This is a genomic window from Marinobacter shengliensis (assembly GCF_030297115.1).
Lineage (GTDB): Bacteria > Pseudomonadota > Gammaproteobacteria > Pseudomonadales > Oleiphilaceae > Marinobacter > Marinobacter shengliensis.
This window is the reverse complement of record NZ_AP028062.1, coordinates 2,679,223-2,702,350: the sequence shown is the minus strand read 5'-3', so window position 1 is coordinate 2,702,350 and position 23,128 is coordinate 2,679,223. Positions and strand designations below refer to the sequence as shown.

18 protein-coding genes are annotated in these 23,128 nt (G+C 58.3%); 4 read left to right on the top strand and 14 right to left on the bottom strand.

The window, feature by feature from the left end:
- Position 1: 1 nt before the first annotated feature.
- The 8 genes from rdgC to QUE75_RS12370 form a co-directional block, all read right to left on the bottom strand.
- Positions 2–928, bottom strand: a complete 927-nt coding sequence (gene rdgC / locus QUE75_RS12405) for a recombination-associated protein RdgC (protein ID WP_072676985.1) — start codon at positions 926–928, stop codon at positions 2–4.
- Positions 929–1,027: 99 nt separating this feature from the next.
- A complete protein-coding gene (locus tag QUE75_RS12400; RefSeq protein WP_058090221.1) occupies positions 1,028–1,228 on the bottom strand; it encodes a DUF2788 domain-containing protein in 201 nt (66 codons plus the stop codon).
- Between the two features lie 26 nt (positions 1,229–1,254).
- Positions 1,255–2,025 (bottom strand): peroxide stress protein YaaA, encoded by a 771-nt coding sequence (yaaA, locus tag QUE75_RS12395; RefSeq protein ID WP_061333129.1) that lies wholly within the window; start codon positions 2,023–2,025, stop codon positions 1,255–1,257.
- A gap of 12 nt (positions 2,026–2,037) precedes the next feature.
- Positions 2,038–2,271, bottom strand: coding sequence for a glutaredoxin family protein (locus QUE75_RS12390; protein ID WP_058090219.1), 234 nt, complete (start codon positions 2,269–2,271; stop codon positions 2,038–2,040).
- The gene (locus QUE75_RS12385) at positions 2,271–3,023 is read right to left on the bottom strand and encodes a YciK family oxidoreductase (RefSeq protein WP_061333130.1); all 753 of its coding nucleotides are present in this window, start codon (positions 3,021–3,023) and stop codon (positions 2,271–2,273) included. Before QUE75_RS12385 ends, QUE75_RS12390 begins: the two co-directional genes overlap by 1 nt.
- A 65-nt stretch (positions 3,024–3,088) precedes the next feature.
- Entirely contained in the window at positions 3,089–3,754 is a 666-nt protein-coding gene (locus QUE75_RS12380; protein ID WP_061333131.1) for an HAD family hydrolase, read from the bottom strand.
- Positions 3,744–4,460 (bottom strand): bifunctional 2-polyprenyl-6-hydroxyphenol methylase/3-demethylubiquinol 3-O-methyltransferase UbiG, encoded by a 717-nt coding sequence (gene ubiG, locus QUE75_RS12375; protein WP_061333132.1) that lies wholly within the window; start codon positions 4,458–4,460, stop codon positions 3,744–3,746. The genes QUE75_RS12380 and ubiG overlap by 11 nt, the downstream gene beginning before the upstream one ends.
- Before the next feature lie 23 nt (positions 4,461–4,483).
- Positions 4,484–5,812, bottom strand: a complete 1,329-nt coding sequence (locus QUE75_RS12370) for a TRZ/ATZ family hydrolase (protein WP_286250491.1) — start codon at positions 5,810–5,812, stop codon at positions 4,484–4,486.
- A 194-nt stretch (positions 5,813–6,006) separates the two neighbouring features.
- On the opposite strand from QUE75_RS12370, the gene mtnA reads away from it, so the two are divergent.
- Positions 6,007–7,062: an S-methyl-5-thioribose-1-phosphate isomerase gene (gene mtnA, locus QUE75_RS12365; RefSeq protein WP_061333134.1), complete on the top strand. Its 1,056-nt coding sequence runs from the start codon at positions 6,007–6,009 to the stop codon at positions 7,060–7,062.
- Here the strand turns inward: mtnA and QUE75_RS12360 are convergent.
- From QUE75_RS12360 to QUE75_RS12345, 4 genes are all read right to left on the bottom strand, one after another.
- Positions 7,051–7,809, bottom strand: a complete 759-nt coding sequence (locus QUE75_RS12360; RefSeq protein ID WP_286250488.1) for a helix-turn-helix domain-containing protein — start codon at positions 7,807–7,809, stop codon at positions 7,051–7,053. The genes mtnA and QUE75_RS12360 overlap by 12 nt on opposite strands.
- A 5-nt stretch (positions 7,810–7,814) precedes the next feature.
- Positions 7,815–9,989, bottom strand: coding sequence for a carboxy terminal-processing peptidase (locus QUE75_RS12355; protein ID WP_286250486.1), 2,175 nt, complete (start codon positions 9,987–9,989; stop codon positions 7,815–7,817).
- Between the two features lie 266 nt (positions 9,990–10,255).
- Positions 10,256–12,406, bottom strand: coding sequence for a 3-hydroxyacyl-CoA dehydrogenase NAD-binding domain-containing protein (locus QUE75_RS12350; RefSeq protein ID WP_286250484.1), 2,151 nt, complete (start codon positions 12,404–12,406; stop codon positions 10,256–10,258).
- Positions 12,407–12,435: 29 nt separating this feature from the next.
- Entirely contained in the window at positions 12,436–13,644 is a 1,209-nt protein-coding gene (locus tag QUE75_RS12345) for an acetyl-CoA C-acetyltransferase (protein ID WP_058090210.1), read from the bottom strand.
- 190 nt (positions 13,645–13,834) lie between these two features.
- On the opposite strand from QUE75_RS12345, the gene QUE75_RS12340 reads away from it, so the two are divergent.
- Positions 13,835–14,098, top strand: coding sequence for a late competence development ComFB family protein (locus tag QUE75_RS12340; RefSeq protein ID WP_058090209.1), 264 nt, complete (start codon positions 13,835–13,837; stop codon positions 14,096–14,098).
- Positions 14,099–14,100: 2 nt separating this feature from the next.
- Here the strand turns inward: QUE75_RS12340 and QUE75_RS12335 are convergent, their stop codons facing one another.
- Positions 14,101–16,566, bottom strand: a complete 2,466-nt coding sequence (locus QUE75_RS12335; protein ID WP_286250480.1) for a DUF349 domain-containing protein — start codon at positions 16,564–16,566, stop codon at positions 14,101–14,103.
- Positions 16,567–16,712: 146 nt separating this feature from the next.
- Between QUE75_RS12335 and QUE75_RS12330 the strand changes: the two genes are divergently transcribed.
- Positions 16,713–17,207, top strand: coding sequence for a regulatory protein RecX (locus QUE75_RS12330; protein WP_286250478.1), 495 nt, complete (start codon positions 16,713–16,715; stop codon positions 17,205–17,207).
- A gap of 21 nt (positions 17,208–17,228) precedes the next feature.
- On the opposite strand, the gene mltF is transcribed toward QUE75_RS12330, so the two are convergent.
- Positions 17,229–18,761 (bottom strand): membrane-bound lytic murein transglycosylase MltF, encoded by a 1,533-nt coding sequence (gene mltF, locus QUE75_RS12325; RefSeq protein WP_286250476.1) that lies wholly within the window; start codon positions 18,759–18,761, stop codon positions 17,229–17,231.
- A 253-nt stretch (positions 18,762–19,014) separates the two neighbouring features.
- Here mltF and purL point away from each other — a divergent pair, with 253 nt between their 5' ends.
- On the top strand, positions 19,015–22,920 hold the full coding sequence (purL, locus tag QUE75_RS12320; protein WP_286250474.1) for a phosphoribosylformylglycinamidine synthase: 3,906 nt from the start codon (positions 19,015–19,017) through the stop codon (positions 22,918–22,920).
- The last annotated feature ends 208 nt before the right edge of the window (positions 22,921–23,128 follow it).

Genomic DNA, 23,128 nt, shown 5'->3' with positions numbered 1-23,128 from the left:
CTTATTCCTCGACGATGGCGGAGCGGTCTTCACCGCCGAGCGCTTCCAGCAGCCCGGGAATCATTCGGGAGAGTTCCAGGGTCATCAGCGTAAAGGCGGCGTCGAACTTGGCCAGGGCGTCGTCCACATCCACATCATCCAACTGGTCCTGCAGGGTTTCACCGAATTTCAGCCGGCGAATGCCCAATTCTTCGTCCAGAACGAAAGAGACGTTGTCATCCCAGGTCAGCGCGAGTTTGGTGACCTGCATGCCGGTTTCCAGGTGGTTGCGAATTTCATCGGCTTTCAGGTCAAGGCCCTTGCAACGCACCACGCCGCCGTCTTCTGATGGATCCTTGAGTTCGCATTCGCTGCCCAGCACGATATTGGCAGGGTGATCGATGGTTTCCGTCAGCCAGCCGGTGAAGGTGAAGGCAGGTGCCTGCTCTACTGCCGGTGGGCGAACGGGCAGCGAACCCAGGCTTTTTCGAAGGGTGGATGCCAGATCTTCCGCCTGCTTGGCAGAGCCAGCATCGACCACCAGTACACCGTCCTGCGGTGCCAGGTAGGCAAAGCAGCGGCGGTTACGGGAAAACGCCTGGGGCAGCATTTCCAGCATGACCTGCTCTTTGATTTCTTCTTTTTCCTTTTTGCGCACTTTGCGGCCCTGATCCAGCTCGATGGCCTCGGCCCGCTCTTCTACGGCTTCCTTGACCACAGGGCCCGGCAGAATCTTCTCTTCCTTGCGCAGAGCGATCAGGTGGTAACCGTTGGCGCTGTGCACCAATTGCTCACCGTGTTTTCCAAGGGGAGGCACCCAACCCTGGCGGGTGGTTTCCTGGGGGCCGCAGGGCTTGAAAGCATCAGCCTGCAGCTTTTCTTCCAGGGCTTCGGCGGTGATATCAAAGGGCTTGGTGAAACGGAAAATCCGGGCGTTACGAAACCACATTGGGGCTGAATCCTTGCTGTTTGTTCGGAGCGTTGCAAAAGGGCAGAGGATGATACGGCCACACGGTGGTGGCCGTAAAGTGACGGCTATCCGGGCAGATCAGATCTGCATGATCTCTACCAGCACGGTTTTCACGATAAAGCCCACTACGCCGGCGCCCAGCACGGTAAACAGGGCAATGGTGCCGAACTTCCCGGCCTGGGATTTTTTGGCCAGGTCCCAAACGATGAAACCCATCCAGACAATAAGGCCCGTCAGAAACACCAGCATGGCGATCTGGGAGAAGACTGCTTCGTTCATGGTTACTCCGATATCAACAGGTACGGTTAGTGTTCATCCCGCAGGAAAACCCAATTGTTTTTATCGGATTGGTCTTCGCTGAAATAATAGCCTTCAAGGTTAAAGCCCTTGAGGTCGTCGGCCTGGGTAATCTGGTTCTGAATGGCGTAACGGCACATCAGGCCCCGGGCCTTCTTGGCGTAGAAACTGATCATCTTGTACTGGCCATTTTTCCAGTCCTTGAACTGGGGCGTAATCAGGCGGCCGTTGAGCTGCTTCTTTTGCACACTCTTGAAGTACTCGTTGGAGGCAAGGTTTACCAGCACCTGGTCATCTTGCGCCAGTAATTCGTTCAGGGCTTCGGTAATCTTGCTGCCCCAGAAAGCGTAAAGGTCTTTGCCTCGCTGGTTCTCGAACCTGGTGCCCATCTCCAGGCGGTATGGCTGCATCAGATCCAGGGGCTTAAGCAGGCCGTACAGGCCGGAAAGCATGCGCAGATGCTTCTGGGCGAAGGCGAAATCCTGTTCAGAGAAACTTTCGGCGTCCAGCCCGGTATAGACATCGCCCTTGAAGGCCAGGATCGCCTGGCGGGCATTGTCCGGTGTAAAGGGGGTGTGCCAGGTGCGGAACCGGTCGGCGTTGAGTTGGCCGAGTTTGTCGCTGATGCTCATCAGGTTACTGACCTGATGCGGCTCCAGTTCCTTGAGCTGGTCGATCAGCTCGCAGGCATCGTCCAGAAAATCCGGTTGAGTGTAGGTTTCCGTCGCCAACGGACTGTCGTAGTCGAGGGTCTTGGCGGGGGAGATGATCATCAGCATGTCAGCGGATCCTCATTGCAGAAACGTGAGTAACTGGTCCCTGGTGAACGGCCAGTCCAGCTCCGCGCCGGTGTCGTTGCGGCGCAGCACCGGAATGCGTGTGCCGTACCGCTCAACCAGTTCTTCAGACTGGGCTATGTCTACCACGTCCACAGGGATCGGCTCCGGCATGGGTGTGCTGACCAAAAGCGCTTCTGCCAGCTCGCACAAATGACACTGGGAAGTGGTGTAAAACAGGAGTTCCATTATTTCTTCGGCTGCGCGTCGATTTGCTGGCCGTTGATACCCTGGCTGTCTTTGCCCATCAGGTACAGGTACACCGGCATCAGTTCTTCCGGCGCCGGGTTCTGGTTCGGGTTTTCTGCCGGATAAGCCAGCACTCTCATATTGGTACGGGTGGCACCGGGGTTCAGACTGTTTACCCGGATATTGTGGCGGTTGTCATCCAGTTCATCCGCCAGCAGCTGGCTCAGGCCTTCGACGGCAAATTTCGATACCGCATAGGCACCCCAGTAGGCCCGGGCCTGGCGACCAACGCCAGACGAGGTAAAAATCATGGAAGCATCATCGGATTTACGCAGCAGGGGAATCATCGCCCGGCTGAGTAAAAACGGGGCAGTGGCATTTACCTGCATCACCTTGTTCCAGATTTCTGGATCATAAAGCTCTACCGGGCTGCGGGAGCCCAGAATGCCGGCGTTATGCAGCAATCCATCAAGCCGGCCGAAGTTCTCTTCCAGGGTCATCGCCAGCTCTTCGTATTCCTTGACCGCCGCACCCTCGAAGTTCATCGGCACGATGGCCGGTTGCGGGTGGCCGGCGGCTTCAATTTCATCGTACACCTCTTCCAGCTTGCCTACGGTGCGGCCAACCAGAATGACGGTGGCGCCATGGGCAGCATAAGCTTTGGCAGCGGCGCGGCCGATGCCGCTACCGGCTCCGGTTACCATGACAATGCGGTCTTTCAGAAGATCGGCGGGTGCCTGGTAATCTTGCATAACCTGTCTCCGTGTTCAGGCGGTTACTGGCCAGCTTGGGGCCGGTGATGAAAATGAATCGGCGGCTATTGTAACAGCTTTGCCAGGTCGCTGACGGTATCGACAATGATATCGGCTTGCCACAGGTCAACCGATTCCGGTTGCTCGATGTAGCCGTAGCGAACGGCGATGGTGCGCATACCTGCGTTCCGGCCTGCTTCAATGTCCCGTTCGTGGTCACCCACGTAGATAGCCTGTTTCGGCTCTGCGCCAATCTCACGGCATGCCAGGAACAGCGGTTCGGGGTGTGGTTTACGCTCGGTCACATGGTCCGGGCAAATCAGCGTGGCGCATCGTTCTGCAAGCCCGAGGGCTTCGATCAGGGGAATGGCAAACCGGGCGGGCTTGTTGGTGACAATGCCCCAGGGAATAGACCGGCTTTCCAGATCAAGCAGCAACTCGTCCATGCCTTCGAACAGGGTGGTTTCGATGGCGACACCTGCTTCATACAGGTCCAGAAACGCCGTGTGCTTTTCCAGGTAATCCGGGTGTTCCGGCTCCAGGCCAAAGCCGACCCGGATCATCGCCCGGGCGCCGTTAGATACCGAACGCCGGATATGCTCCGCCGGTAAGGCCTCCAGCTTGTGCTGTTGCCGCAGCATATTCAGACAGCGGATGAAATCCGGGGCGGTATCAATCAGCGTGCCGTCCAGATCGAACAGTACGGCTGAAGGGAGAGCGTCAGTCTTCACGAATATCCCGCGCGTGCATCAGGTAGTTGACGTCGACATCCCGGCCCAGTTTGTACACCTTGGTTAGCGGGTTGTAGGTCATGCCGGTGAGTTCCTGGACTTCCAGGCCAGCATGGCGCAGGTGGTCGGACATCTCCGAAGGCCGGATAAACTTTTTCCACTCATGGGTGCCCTTGGGCAGCATGTTGAGCACATATTCCGCGCCCACGATGGCAAACAGGAAAGACTTCGGGTTCCGGTTAATCGTGGAGACAAACATGTGGCCACCCGGGCGCAACATGGCGGCGCAGGCACGGATAACCGAAGCAGGGTCCGGCACATGCTCCAGCATTTCCAGGCAGGTGACGGCGTCGTACTGGCCGGCATGTTCCGGGTCACGCGCCAGCTCTTCGACGGTGGTTTGCCGGTAATCAACGTTCACGCCCGATTCCAAACCGTGAAGTTTGGCGACTGACAAGGGTGCTTCGCCCATATCGATACCGGTTACATGGGCGCCGCGCAGGGCCATGCCTTCCGACAACAGGCCACCGCCGCAACCGACGTCCAGCACCTTTTTGCCGGCCAGGGCTACCCGCTCGTCAATGTAATTCAGGCGCAGAGGGTTGATGTCGTGCAATGGCTTGAATTCGCTGGTGGGGTCCCACCAACGGCTGGCCAGAGCCTCAAACTTGGCAATCTCGTTCTGGTCTACGTTCTGGTTGCTCATGGTGCTACACCTGGGTGAAAAGGTTAACTGAGAATCTGTTGCCGCCATTCACTGACCCGAAGCATCAGGTCAGGCACGTCGATACGGGTCAGGCGACCGTCCTGTAATTGAGGTACGCCGTGAATCCAGCTGTGGCTTACTGCCCGGCCATGGTTACTGTAAACCAGGTGGGATGCCGGGTCGTAGACCGGCTGCAGGAAGGGGTCGCTCAGGTCCACGGCAATCAGGTCTGCCAGCTTGCCGGGCACCAGGGAACCCAATTCCTGATCCCGTCCAAGCGCCCGTGCACCGTTCAGGGTGGCCATTTCCAGCGCCCGGTGGGCCGACAACGCCGAGGCATCCCCGGCCACCACCTTGGCGACCATGGCTGCGGTTTTCAGCTCACCGAACAGGTCCAGGTCGTTGTTGCTGGCGGCGCCATCCGTGCCGATGGTGACATTGATACCGTGGTCCATGAGTTTCTGGACCGGGCACAGGCCGCTGGCCAGCTTCAGGTTGGATTCCGGGCAATGCACGATGTGGGCGCCCGAGCGCACCAGCTGTTCCAGGTCCGAATCGTCAATCTGGGTCATGTGCACGCACTGGGTATTGCTGCCAAGAACCCCCAGCTCCGCCATCCGGGTGACAGGCCGTGTCGCGGTCGCTTTCAGGGCTTCATCGACTTCAAAGGCGGTTTCATGAAGGTGGAGCTGGATCGCCGCGCCGGTTCTCTCAGCCAGGGCGACGGCGTTTTTCAACGGCTGGTCAGAAACCGTATAGGGGGCATGGGGCCCAATCGCCGGCATGATGTAGTCGTCGCCCTGCCATTGCTCGATCAAGGCCGCTCCTTTACGCAGGTATTCTTCCGGCCCGGAGCCCCAAACCGTGGGCATATCCATCAGTGGAAAACACACCTGGGCACGCATACCGGCGTCGTGGGCCGCCTGGGCCGTGACTTCCGGGAAGAAGTACATGTCGGAGAAGGTGGTGGTACCGGTACGGAGCATTTCCGCCATCGCCAGCCGCGTGCCGTCCAGCACAAACGGCTCGCTGACGAACTTGCCTTCGGCGGGCCAGATGTGGTCGTTCAGCCAGGTCATCAGGGGCAGATCATCGGCCAGGCCCCGGAACAGCGACATGGCGGTGTGACCGTGCAGGTTGATCAGCCCGGGCAGGACCACATGCCGGTCAAGGTTGACGGTCTCGCGGGTGCGGTATTTCAGGTCTGCTTCTGATTGCGACAGCACATCTGCAATGCGGCTGCCCCGCAGGATCACCGCCTGGTGCTCCAGTACAACGCCGAAGGGTTCTACGGGAATCAGCCAGCGGGCGTTGATTCGACTATCGGCTGCAGTGATGGTGTCTGCCGTCATTAACCTGCCTTTGTGTTGTGGGGCTTGGCCAAGCCCTGAAATTCAGCTGCAAAGTATAACCAGCTGCCGATGGCAGAACTACCCCGACGGCAAGGTCATGCCTTGCCAGAAGGGCATTGATGCTCAAACCGGGCAGGCAAACGGGCGCCTTGGCGTTATACTGGCGGCTTTCAGCCACCGGAATGGAGTTGACTATGGCAAAACACACTGCCAATCGATCGATGGGCACCGTGGCCCTGCGCTGGCATGGCGATAGCCTCGAGTTGCTGGACCAACGCCTGCTGCCTGCAGAAGAGCATTGGATTAAAGCGGAAGGCGCTTCCGGTGTTGCCCAGTGCATTACCGATATGGTGGTGCGCGGAGCCCCTGCGATCGGCATCAGTGCCGCCTATGGTGTTGCCCTGGCCGCCAGGCATGCGGGCGCAGGCGATTGGCGGGCAGAGGTGCACAAGGCCATTGACGAGCTGGCGCAATCCAGGCCAACGGCGGTTAACCTGTTCTGGGCTCTTGAGCGCATGAAAGGCGTGTTTGAGCGCTGTGAATCCCTGGCCGAAGCCACCCGTCAGCTGGCCGCCGAAGCAGTGCGCATTCATGAGGAAGATCTCGCGGCGAACCTTGCCATGGCGGACCATGCGCTGGAAGTCATGGCGCCTGAAAAGGCCATGTCGGTGCTGACGCACTGCAACACCGGTGCCCTGGCAACCGGCGGCTATGGCACGGCGCTCGGCGTGATACGCCGGTTGCACGAGGAAAAGCTGCTGAGCCGGGTGTACGCGGACGAAACCCGGCCCTGGTTGCAGGGCAGCAGGCTGACGGCGTGGGAACTCACCCGCGACAAAATTCCGGTCACCCTGAACGCCGATGGCGCAGCGGCGGCCATCATGGCTTCCGGCAGAGTTAAGTGGGTGATCGTTGGGGCCGACCGGATTACCGCCAATGGCGATGTGGCGAACAAGATAGGTACATACAATCTGGCCGTTCTGGCCCGCCATCACAAGGTCGGTTTCATGGTGGTGGCACCCTCCAGCACAGTGGATATGGCGCTGGAGTCCGGCCAGGATATTCCTATCGAAGAACGTGATGGCACCGAGGTGCGGGAAATTCGGGGAATTCCGCTGGCACCGGCTGGCGTGGAGGTGTTCAACCCGGTGTTTGATGTGACGCCAGCCAGCCTGATTGATGCGATTGTTACAGAAAAAGGCGCTGTCAGGAATCCGAACATCACCGGTATGCGTGCATTATTTGCTTGAGGGCGCTTTTTTCTCTGTAGGTCCGGAGGGCTGCAGGCTTGCCTTCAGCTCCTCCATCTCGGCTTCCTGCTGTTCGATAAAGTGCATCGACATCTCGAAGCTATGGCGGGTGAACTCCAATACCTTGCGGAACCCCTCGTCCGAGAGATTGCGGGCGTCATCGTGGCGCCGGAAGATATTGATAAATTCCCTTTCCCGCTCGAACTGCAGGGGAATGCGGCCGATGCCCCAATCGTTCAGAATCTGCCACACCTCCGGATTATAGTTCCGGGTGGTACGCATGATGAACGGAATGGGGTCGTTCCTGGCGATCAGCGCCGCCAGGCGCAGAATCAGCTCGAAAGACAGGGTAGAGGTGCCGTTTTCGATGGCCTCAAGCAGGGACTTATCCTTGAGGTTCAGCGCCTCGCTCATCTCAGACAGGGTGAGGCCGGCCACCTCCCGGATGTCTTTCAGGGACTGGCCGGCAGCGAGCATGGTTCGCAGCTGGTCCTGGGAATTGACCAGGGCCCGTCCCACCCGCAATGAGGTGTCGGTGGCCCGGGCACCCAGGCGGAGTGCCGAGCCGGTAAAGCCCACAATGCGATCGATAATGCCGTCGGAGGTTTTATTCCGGCCGCCGGGCTGTTCAATGCTTTCCACCTGCTCCATGGAACGCATGGCATGCAGGGCGTCCAGCAGCATGTCCTGCAGGACGCGGGCCCGTTGGCTGCTTTCCGGTTGATCCTTCGTTGCCCCGTCAGCCATGGCGATTATCTGGCTTCAGCCTTGGCGGCAAATTGTGTTGGCTTCAGGATAGACGCGGTACGCTGATCAAGCTCGAGCAGGTCGGCCATGATATGACCACCCTCGCGGATCACGAAGTCCAGCTCTTCATCGGTGCTGTCGAGATCTGCGGCCTGTTCGTCCTGCCATTGTTCCAGCTCATCCAGGGTCTTGAACGGCTCTTCTCCGCGCAGTTCCCGACGTGCGTTGGCAATGGTCAGCCGAGTTCTCTCAATCTGTTCGTGGTGTGCCTTGCGTTCATCCATATTGAGGCTGACGTAGGTCATTTCACGTTGCTTGGTCAGGAACTCAATTTCCTGCTCCAGCAGGCTGAATTCGGGGCTGGCCGAGAAACGGGCTTCATGGCGCCTGCGCAGCTCGTCAATAACACCGCTGAAATCAAAGTACCGGGTGTGGGGCACGGCTTCGATCTGGTCCCAGGGCAGGGCATGATCCAGCGCGTCTTCGCCAATTCGCGACGTGTCGACCCGTGACGGAATCTCGATATCCGGAATGACACCCTTATGTTGGGTAGAACCACCAGACACCCGATAGAACTTGGATTGGGTGATCTTCAGCTGGCCGTGGTTCAGTGGCCGCACGGCTTGAACCGTACCCTTGCCGAAGGTCTGAGAGCCCACCACCAGGCCGCGGCCGTAATCCTGAATGGCGCCGGCAAAGATCTCCGAGGCCGAGGCACTCATGCGATTCACCAAAACCACCAGGGGGCCGTCGTAGGCAACCGAGGGGTCTTCGTCGTTAAGAATCTGCACATCATTATTGGCGTTACGAATCTGCACGGTGGGGCCCTTGTCGATAAACAGGCCTACCAGGTCATTGGCCTCATGCAGGGCACCGCCACCGTTGTTGCGGAGGTCCATGACGACGCCGTCAACACCTTGTTCCTTGAGATCGTCCAGAAGCCTGCGAACGTCACGGGTCGTGCTCTTGTAGTTGGGGTCGCCGGCCTGCATGGCCTGGAAGTCGGCGTAAAAGGTCGGAATGGTGATCACGCCAACACGGTAGGTTTCGCCGGAACGGTTCAGCTCGATGATGTCCTTGCTGGCGCTTTGTTCTTCCAGTTTGACTTCATCCCGGCTGATGGCAATGGTGCGGGTGACGCTCTCGTCGGCGGCGTTGGCAGGAATCACTTCCAGGGTAACGGTGGAGTTACGGGGACCACGTATCAGGTCAACCACCTCGTCCAGACGCCAGCCAATGACGTTTACCGGCTTTTCGCCCTCCTGAGCCACGGAGATAATACGGTCTGCCGTTTGCAGTTGGCCCTGCTTGGCGGCGGGGCCACCCGGCACCAGGCGAACCACTTTGGTGTATTCGTTGTCGGATTGCAGGACCGCACCGATGCCCTCAAGTGACAGGCTCATATTGATGTTGAAGTTTTCAGACGTGCGCGGTGAGAAATAGGACGTGTGCGGGTCCCACATGCCGGCAAAGGCATTCATGTACGCCTGAAACGCATCCTCGCTGCGGGCCTGGTAGGCGCGTTTCAGCTGACCTTCATACCGGCGGCGCAGGTTGTCTTTGATGGTGTCGTCTTCCGTACCGTTCAGGCGCTGGGCCAGTACGGCATTCTTGATTCGCTTGATCCAGAGGGCATCGAGGGCTTCCTGGTCTGGTTCCCAGTCGGCCTTGGAGCGATCCACCCGAATGCGCTCATCGGTGTTGAAATCAAGCTCATCCAGGCCGTTATCAATAACGTTCAGGGCAAACTGAAGCCGCTCGATGATGCGCTGCTGGACCAGGTTGTAGATCTCGAACCCTGGCTGAAGCTGGCCTGTTTTCAGGGCGGAACCGAGCCGGGATTTTGCCTTGGCGAGCAGGTCGATATCCTGTTGGGACAGATAGATGCGCTGGCCATCCAGGTATTTCAGGTACGCATCGAAAACATCGCCAGACAGCTCATCACTGATGCCAAGATTACGAAAATGTGTGAATTGCAGTTGGCGAGCGATCAGGATGTTGGCCCGGGCCTGGTCAATGGTTGGGGCCACAGGCTGGTAAACCGCCGTGTCGTCAATTTTTGCCTGCGCGACGGACATGCCAGACATCAGCAAAGAGAGTGTCAGTGCTGTGCAAGCGCCCACCCTGCTGGCTCTGGATGGCTTGGTGTGACGCTGCATGAGTTTTTCCGCAATGGCCATAAATGCATACCTGACGATACTGGACGGCTGAACAATCGGATTTCAGCCTAACATGTTCAGACGCCGATGACTGTGACGACGGCTCTGACCCGTAATGAATTTATTGTAGGCAACCGCTACACCTGTTGCCATAGGCCATGGGTATCGCTTCGTGACAATATGTCCATATACGTTGCTGCCTATCTTTTCAGATTGGGGCAGGTTGCAGGAAGTAAAGAGGAGGGGGCGTAAAATGGCCGGAGGAGGAATCCCTCCGGCCGGTTGGGTCAGGCGAAGGACTCGTTGTTTTCTGCCTTTTGCAGAAGCAGTGCTGGTGGCGTGAAGCGCTCACCATACTGGTCCGCCAGCTGCTGTGCCCGTTCAGCGAAAGCACGAACTCCATACTGGTTGACGAACTGGATGGCACCGCCCGTCCAGGGGGCGTAGCCGATGCCGAAGATGCTGCCAATGTTGGCATCTTCCACGGTTCTCAGCACGCCTTCCTCGAGACAACGGATGGTCTCGATCGCCTGCATGAACAGAATGCGGTCTTTCAGGTCCTGCAGCTGGGCGCTGCGAGCCTTGGCCTGGTCTACGAACAGGTTCTCCAGTTCCGGCCACAGGCACTTTTTACCTTTCTCCGGGTACTCGTAGAAACCGGCACCGGCGGCTTTGCCCTTGCGACCATGGGTGTCGACCATGGCATCGATGACCGCTTCGGCCGGGTGTGGCTGCCAGGTGCCGCCGGCGGCTTCGGTGTCTTTCTTGCTCTGCGCGCGGATGTGCTGCATCAGCGTCATGCTGACTTCGTCGGAGATGGCCAGTGGCCCCACCGGCATGCCGGCCAGAAGCCCTGCATTCTCGATACTTGAGGGATGAATGCCTTCAGCCAGCATACTGATGCCTTCGTTCACGAACGTACCGAACACTCGGGAGGTGAAGAAGCCGCGGCTGTCGTTCACCACAATGGGGATCTTGCCTATTTGCTGCACGTAGTCGAACGCCCGAGCCAGGGTGTCATCGGAGGTTTTCTCGCCAACGATGATTTCCACCAGCTGCATTTTGTCCACCGGGGAGAAAAAGTGCAGACCGATGAAGTTGTCCGGCTTGGCAGAAGCCTTGGCCAACTGGGTAATGGGAATGGTGGAGGTGTTGGAGGCAAAGATGCCGTTGGCCACCATTTTCGGCTCGGCTTCCTGGGTTACCTTGGCTTTGAGATCGCTGTCTTCAAAGACTGCTTCGATGATCAGATCGCAACCTTCCAGATCGTCGGCGGAACCCGTGGCTTTAATGCGGGCCAGCACCTCGTCTTTCTGGGCTTCGGTCATGCGGCCGCGGCTGACTTTCTTGGCCAGCAGGTTTTCGGAGTAGCGTTTGCCTTTCTCCGCGTTTTCCACGGAAACATCCTTCAGCACCACCTCAATACCGCGGCTGGCAGTGGAGTAGGCAATACCGGCACCCATCATGCCAGCACCCAGTACGCCCACTTTCTTGAAGGTTCCTTTCTCAACACCGTCCGGGCGGCTGCCGCCGGCCTTGATGGCGTTGAGCTGGAACCAGAAGGTGCCGGTCATGTTCTTGGCCACCTGGCCGGTGGCCAATTCGGCGAAGTAGCGGGTTTCAATCAGGCTGCCGTTGTCGAAGTCCACCTGGGCGCCTTCCACGGCGGCGGCCAGAATCCGCTCAGGGGCAGGGTAACAGCCCTTGGTTTTTTGCTTGAGCATCGCGGGTGCGATGGCCAGCTTCTGCGCCATGGCAGGATGGTGCGGGGCGCCGCCGGGGAATCGGAAGCCTTTCTGGTCCCAGGGCTGCTGGCACTTGGGGTTGGCTTCGATGAAGGCCCGGGCCTTGGCGATCATGTCGTCCGATGAGCTGGCCAGTTCATTCACGATTCCGGCTTTCAGGGCTGCTTTGGGGTTAACCTTCTTTCCTTCCATCAGGAACGGGAAGGCGGCTTCCAGACCAATCATCCGGGGAAGACGCTGGGTACCGCCACCGCCGGGTAGCAGGCCCAAGGTCACCTCTGGCAAGCCTAGTTGGGTGCGGTCGTCATCAATGGCAACGCGGTGATGGCAGGCCAGGGCGAGTTCCAGGCCACCACCCAGAGCGGTGCCGTTGATGGCAGCCACCACAGGTTTGCCACAGGTTTCCAGCACCCGCATGTCGGCTTTCAGGCCGTTGACCATATCTTCGAATTCTTTGGCCTGCTGGCGGGTGACTTTGTACAGTTCGTTCAGGTCGCCGCCGGCGAAGAAGGTCTTCTTGGCGGAGGCGAGAATGATACCTTTGATGTTGTCCAGGTCACCTTTGACTTTATTGACGGTGTCGGTCAGGGCGGTCCGAAATTCGCCATTCATGGTATTGGCGGACTGGCCTGGCATGTCGATGGTCAGGGTCAGAATCTGGTCTGAACCCAGGTCGTATTGGATGGCACTCATGGTCGGTTCCTTTTTTTTGAAAGTGGTGTTCAGACGCGCTCGATGATGGTGGCAATGCCCATGCCGCCGCCCACACACAGGGTGGCCAGGCCGTAGCGCAGTTCACGGCGTTCCAGTTCATCCAGCAAAGTGCCGAGGATGATGGCGCCGGTGGCTCCCAACGGGTGGCCCATGGCGATGGCGCCGCCGTTCACATTCACTTTCTCGTCCGGAACGGACAGTTCTTTCTGGAAGCGCATCACCACTGAGGCGAAGGCTTCGTTAACTTCAAACAGGTCGATTTGGTCCACGGTCATGCCGGCTTTCTCTAACGCTTTGCGGGCGGCGGGGGCAGGGCCGGTGAGCATGATGGTGGGGTCTGTGCTGGTGACCGCGGTGGCGACAATGCGTGCGCGGGGCTTCAGGCCCAGTTCTTTGCCTTTGGCTTCGCTGCCAATCAGCATGGCGGTGGCACCGTCGACAATGCCGGAGGAGTTGCCGGCGTGGTGCACGTGATTGATCTTCTCTACGTAGTGATACTTCTCTCGGGCGACGCCATCAAAGCCCATTTCGCCCATCATCTGAAAGGAAGGCTTGAGGCCGGCCAGCGATTCTACGGTGGTGTTACCGCGTACATGCTCGTCCCGGTCGAGGATCACCACGCCGTTCTGGTCGGTGACCGGCACAATGGATTTCGCAAAGTAGCCCTTATCCCAGGCGCTGGCCGCTTTTTGCTGGGATTTCACAGCAAAGCCATCGACATCTTCGCGACTGAAGCCTTCCAGAGTGGCGATCAGATCGGCACCGATGCCCTGAGGCATGAAACCGGTGTGCAGGTTGGTTTCCGGGTCTGTGGCCCAGGCGCCGCCATCGGAGCCCATCGGAACGCGAGACATCGCCTCTACACCACCGGCAACCACCATGTCTTCCCATCCGGAACGCACTTTCATGGCAGCCAGGTTAACGGCTTCCAGGCCGGAGGCGCAGAAACGGTTCAAAGTGACGCCGGCCACTTTTTCGTCCCAGTCGGCGGCCAGGGCTGCGGTCTTGGCGATATCCGCACCCTGATCGCCCACGGCGGTGACACAACCCATTACAATGTCGTCTACCTGGGCGGTATCGAGCTGGTTACGCTCCTGCAGCGCCTTGAGCACGGTGGTCAGCAGGGAGATGGGTTTGACACTGTGCAAAGATCCGTCTTTCTTTCCGCGGCCGCGTGGCGTGCGGACGGCATCGAAGATGTACGCCTCGGTTGTCATGGTTGTTCCTCTGTTGATTGTTTTCCGGGCACGTTAGATTCAGAGCAGTAACCATAGCGGTTACTCGCTGCGCTGGGTAATGACAGGCGCTGCCAATCCCATTGGCTAAATTGCTCAGTCACAATGACAGCAGGCGGTTCGCCTTCTATGTTGAAGAGTAGATCATCAGCAAGCAGGCATAGGTGTGGTTATGTCACTGAGAGACGCGATCGACAACTTCTACGAACGGCTGGTGCTGGACGCCATTGACGCCACTCGGCAGGAAACGGACACGGCGGATTACCTGACAGACGTGATGTGTGTGGCTTTGAACCGGTTGCCCGCCCGCTACTATCGGCACACGATTGATATGATGTTTTATCTGGCAGATGAAGAGTTGAAAGAGATGAAACAAAAATCCCTGGCCGCGGTGAAGCAGGCCAGGGATTTTGTCAGTGAGCACCAGCGGGACTGAGTTCAGTCTGACGCAAGCATGGCATCCAGCGCCCGGTTCAGACGGTCGGCATTTTCCGGCGTTACATCATCGCCGCCAGGCTGGCTGCACCACAGGGCCACCAGTCGTTCCAGCTCTTTGAGCGGCGTTTCGGTCTCGCCATTACCAAGCCCCTCTGCCAGCCTCTGAACCTGAATTTCCATCCGGCGCTGCTGGTCCTGTTCCGGAGTGGCGGCGCCCGCCAGAATTTCGGCTCGTATAGCCAGATCTCTGCCAGCTAATCGGTCGGTCCCGTTGCACAGTTTGGCCCAATGGGATGGCAGGGCATCGTCGGCCAGGCGTCCCTGGGCCTTGTCGGTGATCAGCGTTTTCCAGGACTCGAGAGTATTGGCCATTGCTCTGGCCTGGGTAATCCTGTCCAGCCGTTGCCGCAGCTGTTGAACCCGTTCTTTAACCTCACCCGAAAGCGCGCCGCCGGCAATCTGCTTTACCGCACCCCGGGCGTCACTCAGCACGGCGTCATCGGCTTCTGCGCCCAGGTGTTGGTATTGGGCCAGCACGGCCTGTGCGGCGTGGTCCGCCTCTTCTGTCGCCTGCTGACGTGCTGAACGCTGGGCATCCCGGCGCGCAAAAATCTGGTCACAGGCTTTGCGGAATGCCTGCCACATTTTGCGATCTTCCCGGTGGCGGGTAATGCCGATGGCTTTCCATTCGGTTTGCAGTGCCTTCGCCTGCTCCATGGCTTCCTGCAGGGGTTCGTGCTCGATCAGTGCCCTTGCGCGGTCAACAATGGTCTGCTTCAGGGCTTCGTTCTTCAGGCGTTCATCGTCAAGAGGACGTTCCAGTTTTTTGAGAAGCTCGTCGAAACGCTTCTGAACCAGGCGATTGTCTTTGAAATCCACCGGCCAGGCGCTTTTCCATTCCTGACGGGCGGTTTGGTGAATGCGCTCGGCCGCCTTCCAGTCGATGGCCGACCAGTCTGCATTGGCCAGGAAATGCTCCAGTTGGTCACAGATCGCTTCCCGCGTGTGCAGGTTGGCCTGTTTCAGGTCCGATTTTGCCTCAAAGTAGGCTTTGCAGGGCTCGTAAGCTGTATCGGACGCCGCTTTGAAACGACTCCAGAGCGACCGGTCGGATGAGCCACCCAAGTCGCGCCATTCGTTCTGCAGTTCTTTGATGCGCTCGGCTTTGATCTCCGGCTCAATGGGCTGATCCGCCAGGTGCTCCATCTGTTCACAGAGGGCGAGTTGTTTGGGTTCTGTCGCAAACCCTTGCCAGTCGCTCAGCTCTCGGAACTGGCCGGTGAGCAGTTGCATCCTGGCCTGAAGCTGTTTGCGCTGGCGACCGTCCAATTGTTGGAACTGGTTCTGGGCGAGCTTGAGCAGCTGCTTGGATTCCTTGAACTGCTTGGCCTCGAGGGCCGACTCCAGCTTCGGAAGGGTGTTGTGCAGTGCCTCGGCGGCGGCTTTCTGCTCGTCCCGGTTGCCGCCGGCCGGCTGAGCTGGCCGTGGTTTGCCCGCCAGTTTGCGAACCGGCGCAAGCTCAGCTGGCTGGGGGAAGTCTGATGGCCACTCAATTTCCTTCAGCAGCGCCAGGGCTTTCTGACGATGGCCATCGTCAGCCTCTTCAGTACCTGCTACCTGTGTTAGTTCTGAGAGAGTGTCCCTGGCCTGTGTAAACCGTCGAACCGCACTGAGATAGTTGCGCAGTGCCAGCATTCGCGATTCGTAATCTTTTTGCTCCTGCTTCTCTACCTGGGTATCCCGGGTGGCTTCCAGCCATCGGTTTTCCTGGGTCTTCTGCAGGGCATCCAGGGCGGATAGGGAGGGTAGGGTGCTGGGTTCCTGGGAAGTCAGGTCGTTCAGGGTCTGCTCAAGCAGGGCCAGTGTCTCTGAGCGTTGAAGCGCCTGTTCCCGGTGGCGTGCCTCCTCCTGCCGCGCCTGTTCCATCTGTTTCAGGCGCTCCCGGCACTGGTGCACGGCTTCCAGAAACTGCTGGGATTGCTCTGCTGTGGCGCTTGACTGGACCTCACTCCAGTTATCCTGCAGTGCCTCCAGCCGCGCCTGATAGAGCTTGAGGTCTTCACTGGCGGCCTGGTCTTCAGCCTGGCCGATCAGGGTTTTGATTCGCTGGCGAACGGCGGCTTCGGCAGCTTGCTGTTCCTTCAGGCTTTGAAGGCTCTGCTTGACGGTCTGGTAAACACTTTTGTCCCGGCCCTTGGCCTGTTTCTGGACCTGCTGTAGCTGGGTCTCATCTGTAAGAGCGGCGGCAGCTTCAAGTCGGATGGCTGCGGTCACCCCGTCAATCGCCAATGTTGTCAGTTGGGCCTGGTCCGGGTTGCTTCCGAGTTGTTGTTCCTGCTGTTTTTTCAGGAGTTGCCTGGTTTGTTCCTGTGAGGGTTGACTGGGTTCAGATTTTGCCGGTGTCCGGGGTGCGGTTGCCGGGTTGGCCTTGCGAGACTTGAACAGTTTCTGAATGAATGCAGCCATACAAAGGTATCCTTCGGGATTGAAACCAGTCAGCAGTGGCGGCAAAGTGGGCCGCCACCGTTCATCGGCTCACAGGCGTGGGCCGGGTAGTTGAAAGAATCGGCCGCTAGTCTAGCGTTTTGGATGCATTTGCGGGAAGGGGCTTTATGGCAAAACACGAAAAAGATCAGGACCCGGAATACAAAGCCCGCTCTGCGGCACTGCGCCTGCTCGCCCGCAGAGAGCACAGTCGTTACGAGCTGGCATTAAAACTGCGGCAACGGCGTATTGAAGGCGATCTGATTGATACTGTTCTCGACGAGTATGAGCGCGAAGGCTGGCTGAGCGATCAGCGCTTTGCCGATGTGTATGCCCGGCAGAGAATGGACCTTGGCTATGGGCCCTTGAGGATTCTGGCAGAGCTGCAACAGCGGGGCGTTCATTTCACTCCGGAATGTCTCGATGAAGTCTCAGAGGAAGACTGGTGCCAGCGGGCTGTTCGCTTGCGTGCCAAACGTTACGGTCTGGGGCGGCTGGACGATGATTTGCCGGAGAAGCTACGGCAGTCACGATTCCTGAGTCGCAGAGGCTTCTCCGCGACTCAGGTAGAGCGGGCGCTGGAAGCACGTGAGGAAGAATGGGGCGATGGGTTCTCGTGGTGAGTCTGGGGAGCAACTGCCCACTTACAGAGTGGGCGGAATCATCCCCAGTTCCGGCGGCAAGGCTGCCCGCAAATCCGGCCCCGGCGTCTCAGGTGATGCTGTCTGTGCGGCTGCTTCTTCAGACTGCCGATCAAGCCACACCACTTCCTGATCAGCGTCAGGTTTGGGTTGGTCGGGCTCCGTGATGCGGGTGAGTACATCGTAGTACCGGCGAATGTTCTGAACGTACACCACCGGTTCGTGGCCGCGGGCATAGCCAAAGCGGGTTTTGGTATACCACTCTTTCTGGGCCAGCAGCGGCAGAAACTCTTTAACATCCATCCAGCGATCCGGATTTCTTCCGGCGGATTCCGTCAACCTTCTCGCATCTTCCAGGTGGCCGAACCCGACATTGTAAGATGCCAGGGCGAACCAGGTGCGGTCAGGCTCCGGAATACGCTCGGGGATCTTGGCGTGCACCATCTTGAAATAGCGGGCGCCACCTTCAATGCTCTCTTCAGGATCAAGGCGGTTGTTGATGCCGATGTAGCTGGCGGTGGTGCGGGTGAGCATCATCAAGCCCCGAACCCCGGTGGGTGACACTGCGTTCGGACGCCAGTGGGATTCCTGGTAACCGATCGCAGCCAGCAGTCGCCAGTCGAGGTCAATGTCTCTTGCGTAATTCTGGAACAGCGACTGGTACTTCGGCAGGCGATTTTCCACGTGGTGCATAAATGTGCGCGCGCCCACATAGTTCAAACGGTCGAGGTGGCCGTAAAAGCGTTCTGCCAGTTGGGCCATTGAGCCATTGTCCCTGGCCCGCTCCAGAAAATCTTTGGCAGCGTTTGCCAGCGTTTCGTCCTGGGCGATCGGGAACAGCCACACCAGGTCTCTGGGCTCACCTAGAGCAAAGCCTTCCTTGACCATCGGAAAGTAGACATGGTTCAGGTCCAGCTCATTCGATGAAACGGCAGCGTAGGCAATTTCTCCGGTTTCAACCCTCGCCAGCAGCCCCGCAGCATCCAGCCCAGGATGGATGTGCCGGTGAACCTGGGTGCCTTCCGGGTCATCGGCAATCAGGTGCTCATGGTTGCTGTCAGCGAGCAGGTGCAGGGTTTCACCGCCAAGGTCGGCCAGTGAGGCTGGACGGGGGAAATCACGGTTATAAACCACAACCGATTGCGCCTGCACGCCGATGGGAACTGCGCGATACCTGCTTTCAAAATCGGGTTGCTCCGCCATGCCTGCGAGGCCGATGTGGGCGTAATTACGCGAGAGTACGGAGAGAATTTCGGTGTTGTCTTCGGCCACCCGCACACGCAGTTCGACCCCCAGTTCTTCAGCGAACCGGCTGGCAAGCTCGTAATCGTATCCGGTTGGTGCGTCTCGGCCCTCGTAGTAGATGGAAGGCGCTACGCGGGTAATCACGTGAAGCACACCCACGTCCCTGACCTCCTGGAGCGTGGTCGGGCGGGAACAGCCGGTCGCGGACAATGCTGTGGTCAACACTAACGCCAGCGGTAAACTGGTACTGCGAAGATGCCTGAAAAATCGCGACAAATCCCTGATCTCCATATAGCTCAATGTTCAGGAGGTTGTGACCGGGTCACTGTTTTTCCTGTTTTATGATGCCTGAGGCTTTCCATGCTCCTGACCAATGATCCCCTGAGACTTCAGCGGGGTCAATCAAACTGATTAATTACTGTGCAAAACAATGTTAATTGTACAGCCGCTAAAGAACCTACCTTGCGCTGTATCCTGCGTTCGGTTTCAAGTATCATGGCGGCCTTTCAGACGTCCCCCGATTCGCGCGATACAGGTTGATATCATGCTTGAACTTCGCGGCGCTCCCGCGCTCTCGCCTTTCCGTTCCAGAAAGCTGCACTCCCGGATTCAGCAACTTGTTCCTGATGTGGAGCATGTGTACGCAGAATTCATGCACTTTGTGGATCTCGATGCCGACCTTTCCGATGCGGAACAGGCAATACTTGATCGCCTTCTGACCTACGGACCCAGTGTCGAACTGGAGCAGCCAGATGGTGTTTTGTTTCTGGTGGTCCCGCGCCCAGGCACACTTTCTCCGTGGTCCAGTAAGGCTACCGATATCGCTCGCAACTGTGGCCTGCGACAGATTCGCAGAATTGAACGCGGTATCGCTTACTACGTTCGCTCCTCCAGCAAGCTTGGCCTCGAACAGCGAGAAAAAATTGCAACCCTGCTGCATGACCGCATGACCCAGAAAGTATTCCATGAGACGGGTGGCGCCGAGTTGCTGTTCAGTCATGACGAGCCCCGGCCCCTCGGCCGGGTGCCGGTGCTGGCCGGTGGCCGGGGTGCTTTGGTTGAGGCAAACGGGCGCCTCGGCCTTGCCCTGGCCGACGACGAGATCGATTACCTGGTAACGGCGTTCACCGACCTTGAGCGTGATCCGACGGACGTCGAGCTGATGATGTTTGCCCAGGCAAACTCGGAGCATTGCCGCCACAAGATCTTTAACGCCTCCTGGGATATTGATGGCGAAGGCCAGGAAAAATCCCTGTTTGCAATGATCAAGAACACCTTCGAGATGAACAGCGAAGGTGTGCTCTCTGCCTATAAGGACAACGCTGCAGTTATTACTGGTAGCGAGGCGGGCCGTTTCTTCCCGGCACCGGAAACCGGTGTTTACAGTTATAACCGGGAGCCGGTGCATATTCTGATGAAGGTGGAAACCCATAACCACCCGACTGCTATCTCACCCTTTGCCGGCGCCGCAACAGGCTCCGGTGGCGAGATCCGCGATGAAGGTGCGACCGGTCGTGGTTCCAAGCCCAAGGCGGGCCTTGCAGGCTTTACCGTTTCCAACCTTAATATTCCGGGCGACGAGCAGCCTTGGGAGTTTGGTTATGGCAAGCCGGACCGGATCGCCTCGCCGCTGGATATCATGATTGAAGGTCCCATCGGTGGTGCCGCTTTCAATAACGAGTTTGGCCGGCCCAACCTGGCGGGTTACTTCCGGACCTTTGAAGAGAAGGTTCCCGGTGCGGCGGGTGAAGAAGTGCGTGGTTACCACAAGCCCATCATGATTGCCGGCGGCCTGGGTAACATTCGCGAGAATCACGTCGAGAAGGGCAATATCCCGGTCGGCGCCAAACTGATCGTGCTGGGCGGCCCTTCCATGTTGATCGGACTTGGAGGTGGCGCTGCGTCCTCCATGGATTCCGGTTCCAGCAATGAGAATCTGGATTTTGCGTCGGTTCAACGGGACAACCCGGAGATGGAACGCCGTTGCCAGGAAGTGATTGACCGTTGCTGGCAGATGGGGGAAGACAACCCGATTTGCTTCATCCACGATGTGGGCGCGGGCGGTCTCTCCAACGCCATGCCTGAACTGGTCAAAGATGGGGGGCGGGGCGGCAAATTCGAATTGCGTGACATCCCGAGTGACGAGCCGGGCATGTCACCCCTGGAAATCTGGTGTAACGAATCCCAGGAACGCTACGTGATGGCCGTGGCACCGGAAAATCTGGACTTGTTCGATGCCCTTTGCCGCCGTGAGCGCTGTCCTTATGCTGTGATCGGTGAAGCTACCGAGGCGCACCACCTGGAACTGGGTGACTCCTATTTTGATGACAAGCCCGTCGACCTGCCAATGGAAGTGTTGTTTGGCAAACCGCCGAGAATGCATCGCAGTGTTGCGCGTTCGTCGTTTACCAAACCGATCTTCGATTCCACCAAGATCGATTTGCACGACGCCATTCGTCGCGTACTCCGCTTGCCGTCGGTGGGCTCCAAGAGCTTCCTGATTACCATCGGTGACCGAACCATCACCGGGCTGGTCGCCCGTGATCAGATGGTTGGGCCCTGGCAGGTGCCGGTCAGCGATGTGGCGGTTACTGCGGCATCCTTTGACGTACGCACCGGTGAGGCTATGGCCATGGGCGAGCGCACGCCGCTGGCGGTGATTGACGCTCCGGCTTCAGGCCGAATGGCCATAGGTGAAGTGATTACCAACCTGGCGGCGGCGGCAATCGGTAAGCTCTCTGACATTCGTTTATCGGCTAACTGGATGGCCGCGGCTGGTCACCCGGGTGAAGACGAGAACCTGTACGAGACCGTAAAAGCGGTTGGCATGGAATTGTGTCCGGACCTGGGTATTACCATCCCGGTGGGTAAAGATTCCATGTCGATGAAAACCACCTGGGAAGAGGACAACGGTGAGCAGAAGAGTGTTACCGCACCGCTGTCTCTGATTGTCAGTGGTTTTGCGCCGGTAACCGACGTTGCCCGTACACTTACTCCGCAGTTGCGATCGGATGCCGGTGAAACAGACCTTATTCTGATTGACCTGGCCGCCGGCCAGAATCGCCTTGGTGGCTCTGCACTGGCGCAGGTGTACCGTCAGGTTGGCGCGGTAGCGCCTGACCTGGATGATCCGGAAGATATCAAGGCTTTCTTTGCAGTCGTGCAGGGTTTGAACACCGACGGAAAGCTGTTGGCTTACCATGACCGCTCAGACGGTGGTCTGTTTGTCACGCTGGCGGAAATGGCGTTTGCAGGCCGGACAGGTCTGGACATCAAGCTGGATGGTCTTGCCGAAGACAGCTCCCAGTTTGCCCGTGAGCTCTTCAACGAAGAACTGGGCGCTGTGATCCAGGTTCGCCGTGACGACACCAGCTTTGTCCTGCAGCAGTTCTCGGCCGCCGGCCTGGGCGACCATACAAGCGTTGTGGGCACACTGAATGACAAGGACCGCGTGCGCCTGACATTCGGTGGTGACACCGTGGTGGATCAATCCCGTACCGAGCTGCAGCGTCTGTGGGCGGAAACCAGTTACCGTATCCAGTCGCTGCGGGATAACGCGGACTGCGCCCGGGAAGAGTTCGACAACCTGCTGGACGAGAACGATCCGGGGTTGAGTGTTGAGCTTAGTTACGACATCAATGAAGATATTGCTGCGCCGTATATCAGTACCGGTGCACGCCCGAAGGTTGCGGTGCTTCGGGAGCAGGGCGTTAACGGCCAGGTTGAAATGGCTGCAGCGTTTGATCGGGCTGGTTTCGAGGCAGTAGACGTCCATATGAGCGATCTGCTGTCCGGTCGCATTACGCTCGAGACATTCCAGAGCCTGGTTGCCTGTGGTGGTTTCTCCTACGGCGATGTTCTGGGCGCCGGTGAGGGTTGGGCCAAGTCCATTCTGTTCAATGATCGGGTGCGAGATCAGTTTGCTGCCTTCTTCAACCGTCAGGACACTCTCGCGTTGGGCGTTTGCAATGGTTGCCAGATGCTTTCCAACTTGCATGAACTGATTCCGGGAAGCGAAGGTTGGCCGCGTTTTGTACGTAACCAGTCCGAACAGTTTGAGGCCCGCCTGGTCATGGTGGAGGTGGCGCAGTCACCGTCTGCGTTCCTTGATGGCATGGCCGGTTCTCGCATGCCGATTGCCGTTGCCCATGGTGAGGGTCGAGTGGAGTTTGCCTCTGGTAATTCGGCTCAGTCCCTTGCAGACAGCGAGTTGGTGGCCATGCGGTATGTGGACAACCGGGGCCAGCAGACCGCGCGGTATCCTTACAACCCCAACGGTTCAGAGGCTGGCATTACTGGTGTTACTTCCCGGGATGGCCGGGTGACCATCATGATGCCGCACCCAGAGCGTGTTTTCCGGGCGGTGCAGCACTCCTGGCGGCCAGATGGCTGGCAGGAAGATGGTCCCTGGATCCGCATGTTCAGGAATGCGAGGCGCTGGCTTGGCTGATTAAGCCAGTCAATCCGGGCGTGGTGGAAACCGGTCTGCAGAGTGTCCCTGACGGGGCATTTCTCGGACCGGTTTTTTTATGCTCAATGATGAGGCTTGCTGCGCAAAAAGTGAGCAAATAAAATCTCTAAAAGTTCTGAAATTTGTCAGTCAAGGCCTTGACTAGAGAACTTTATGCACATTCCTGGTGCTTTGCTGGCTGAACTGT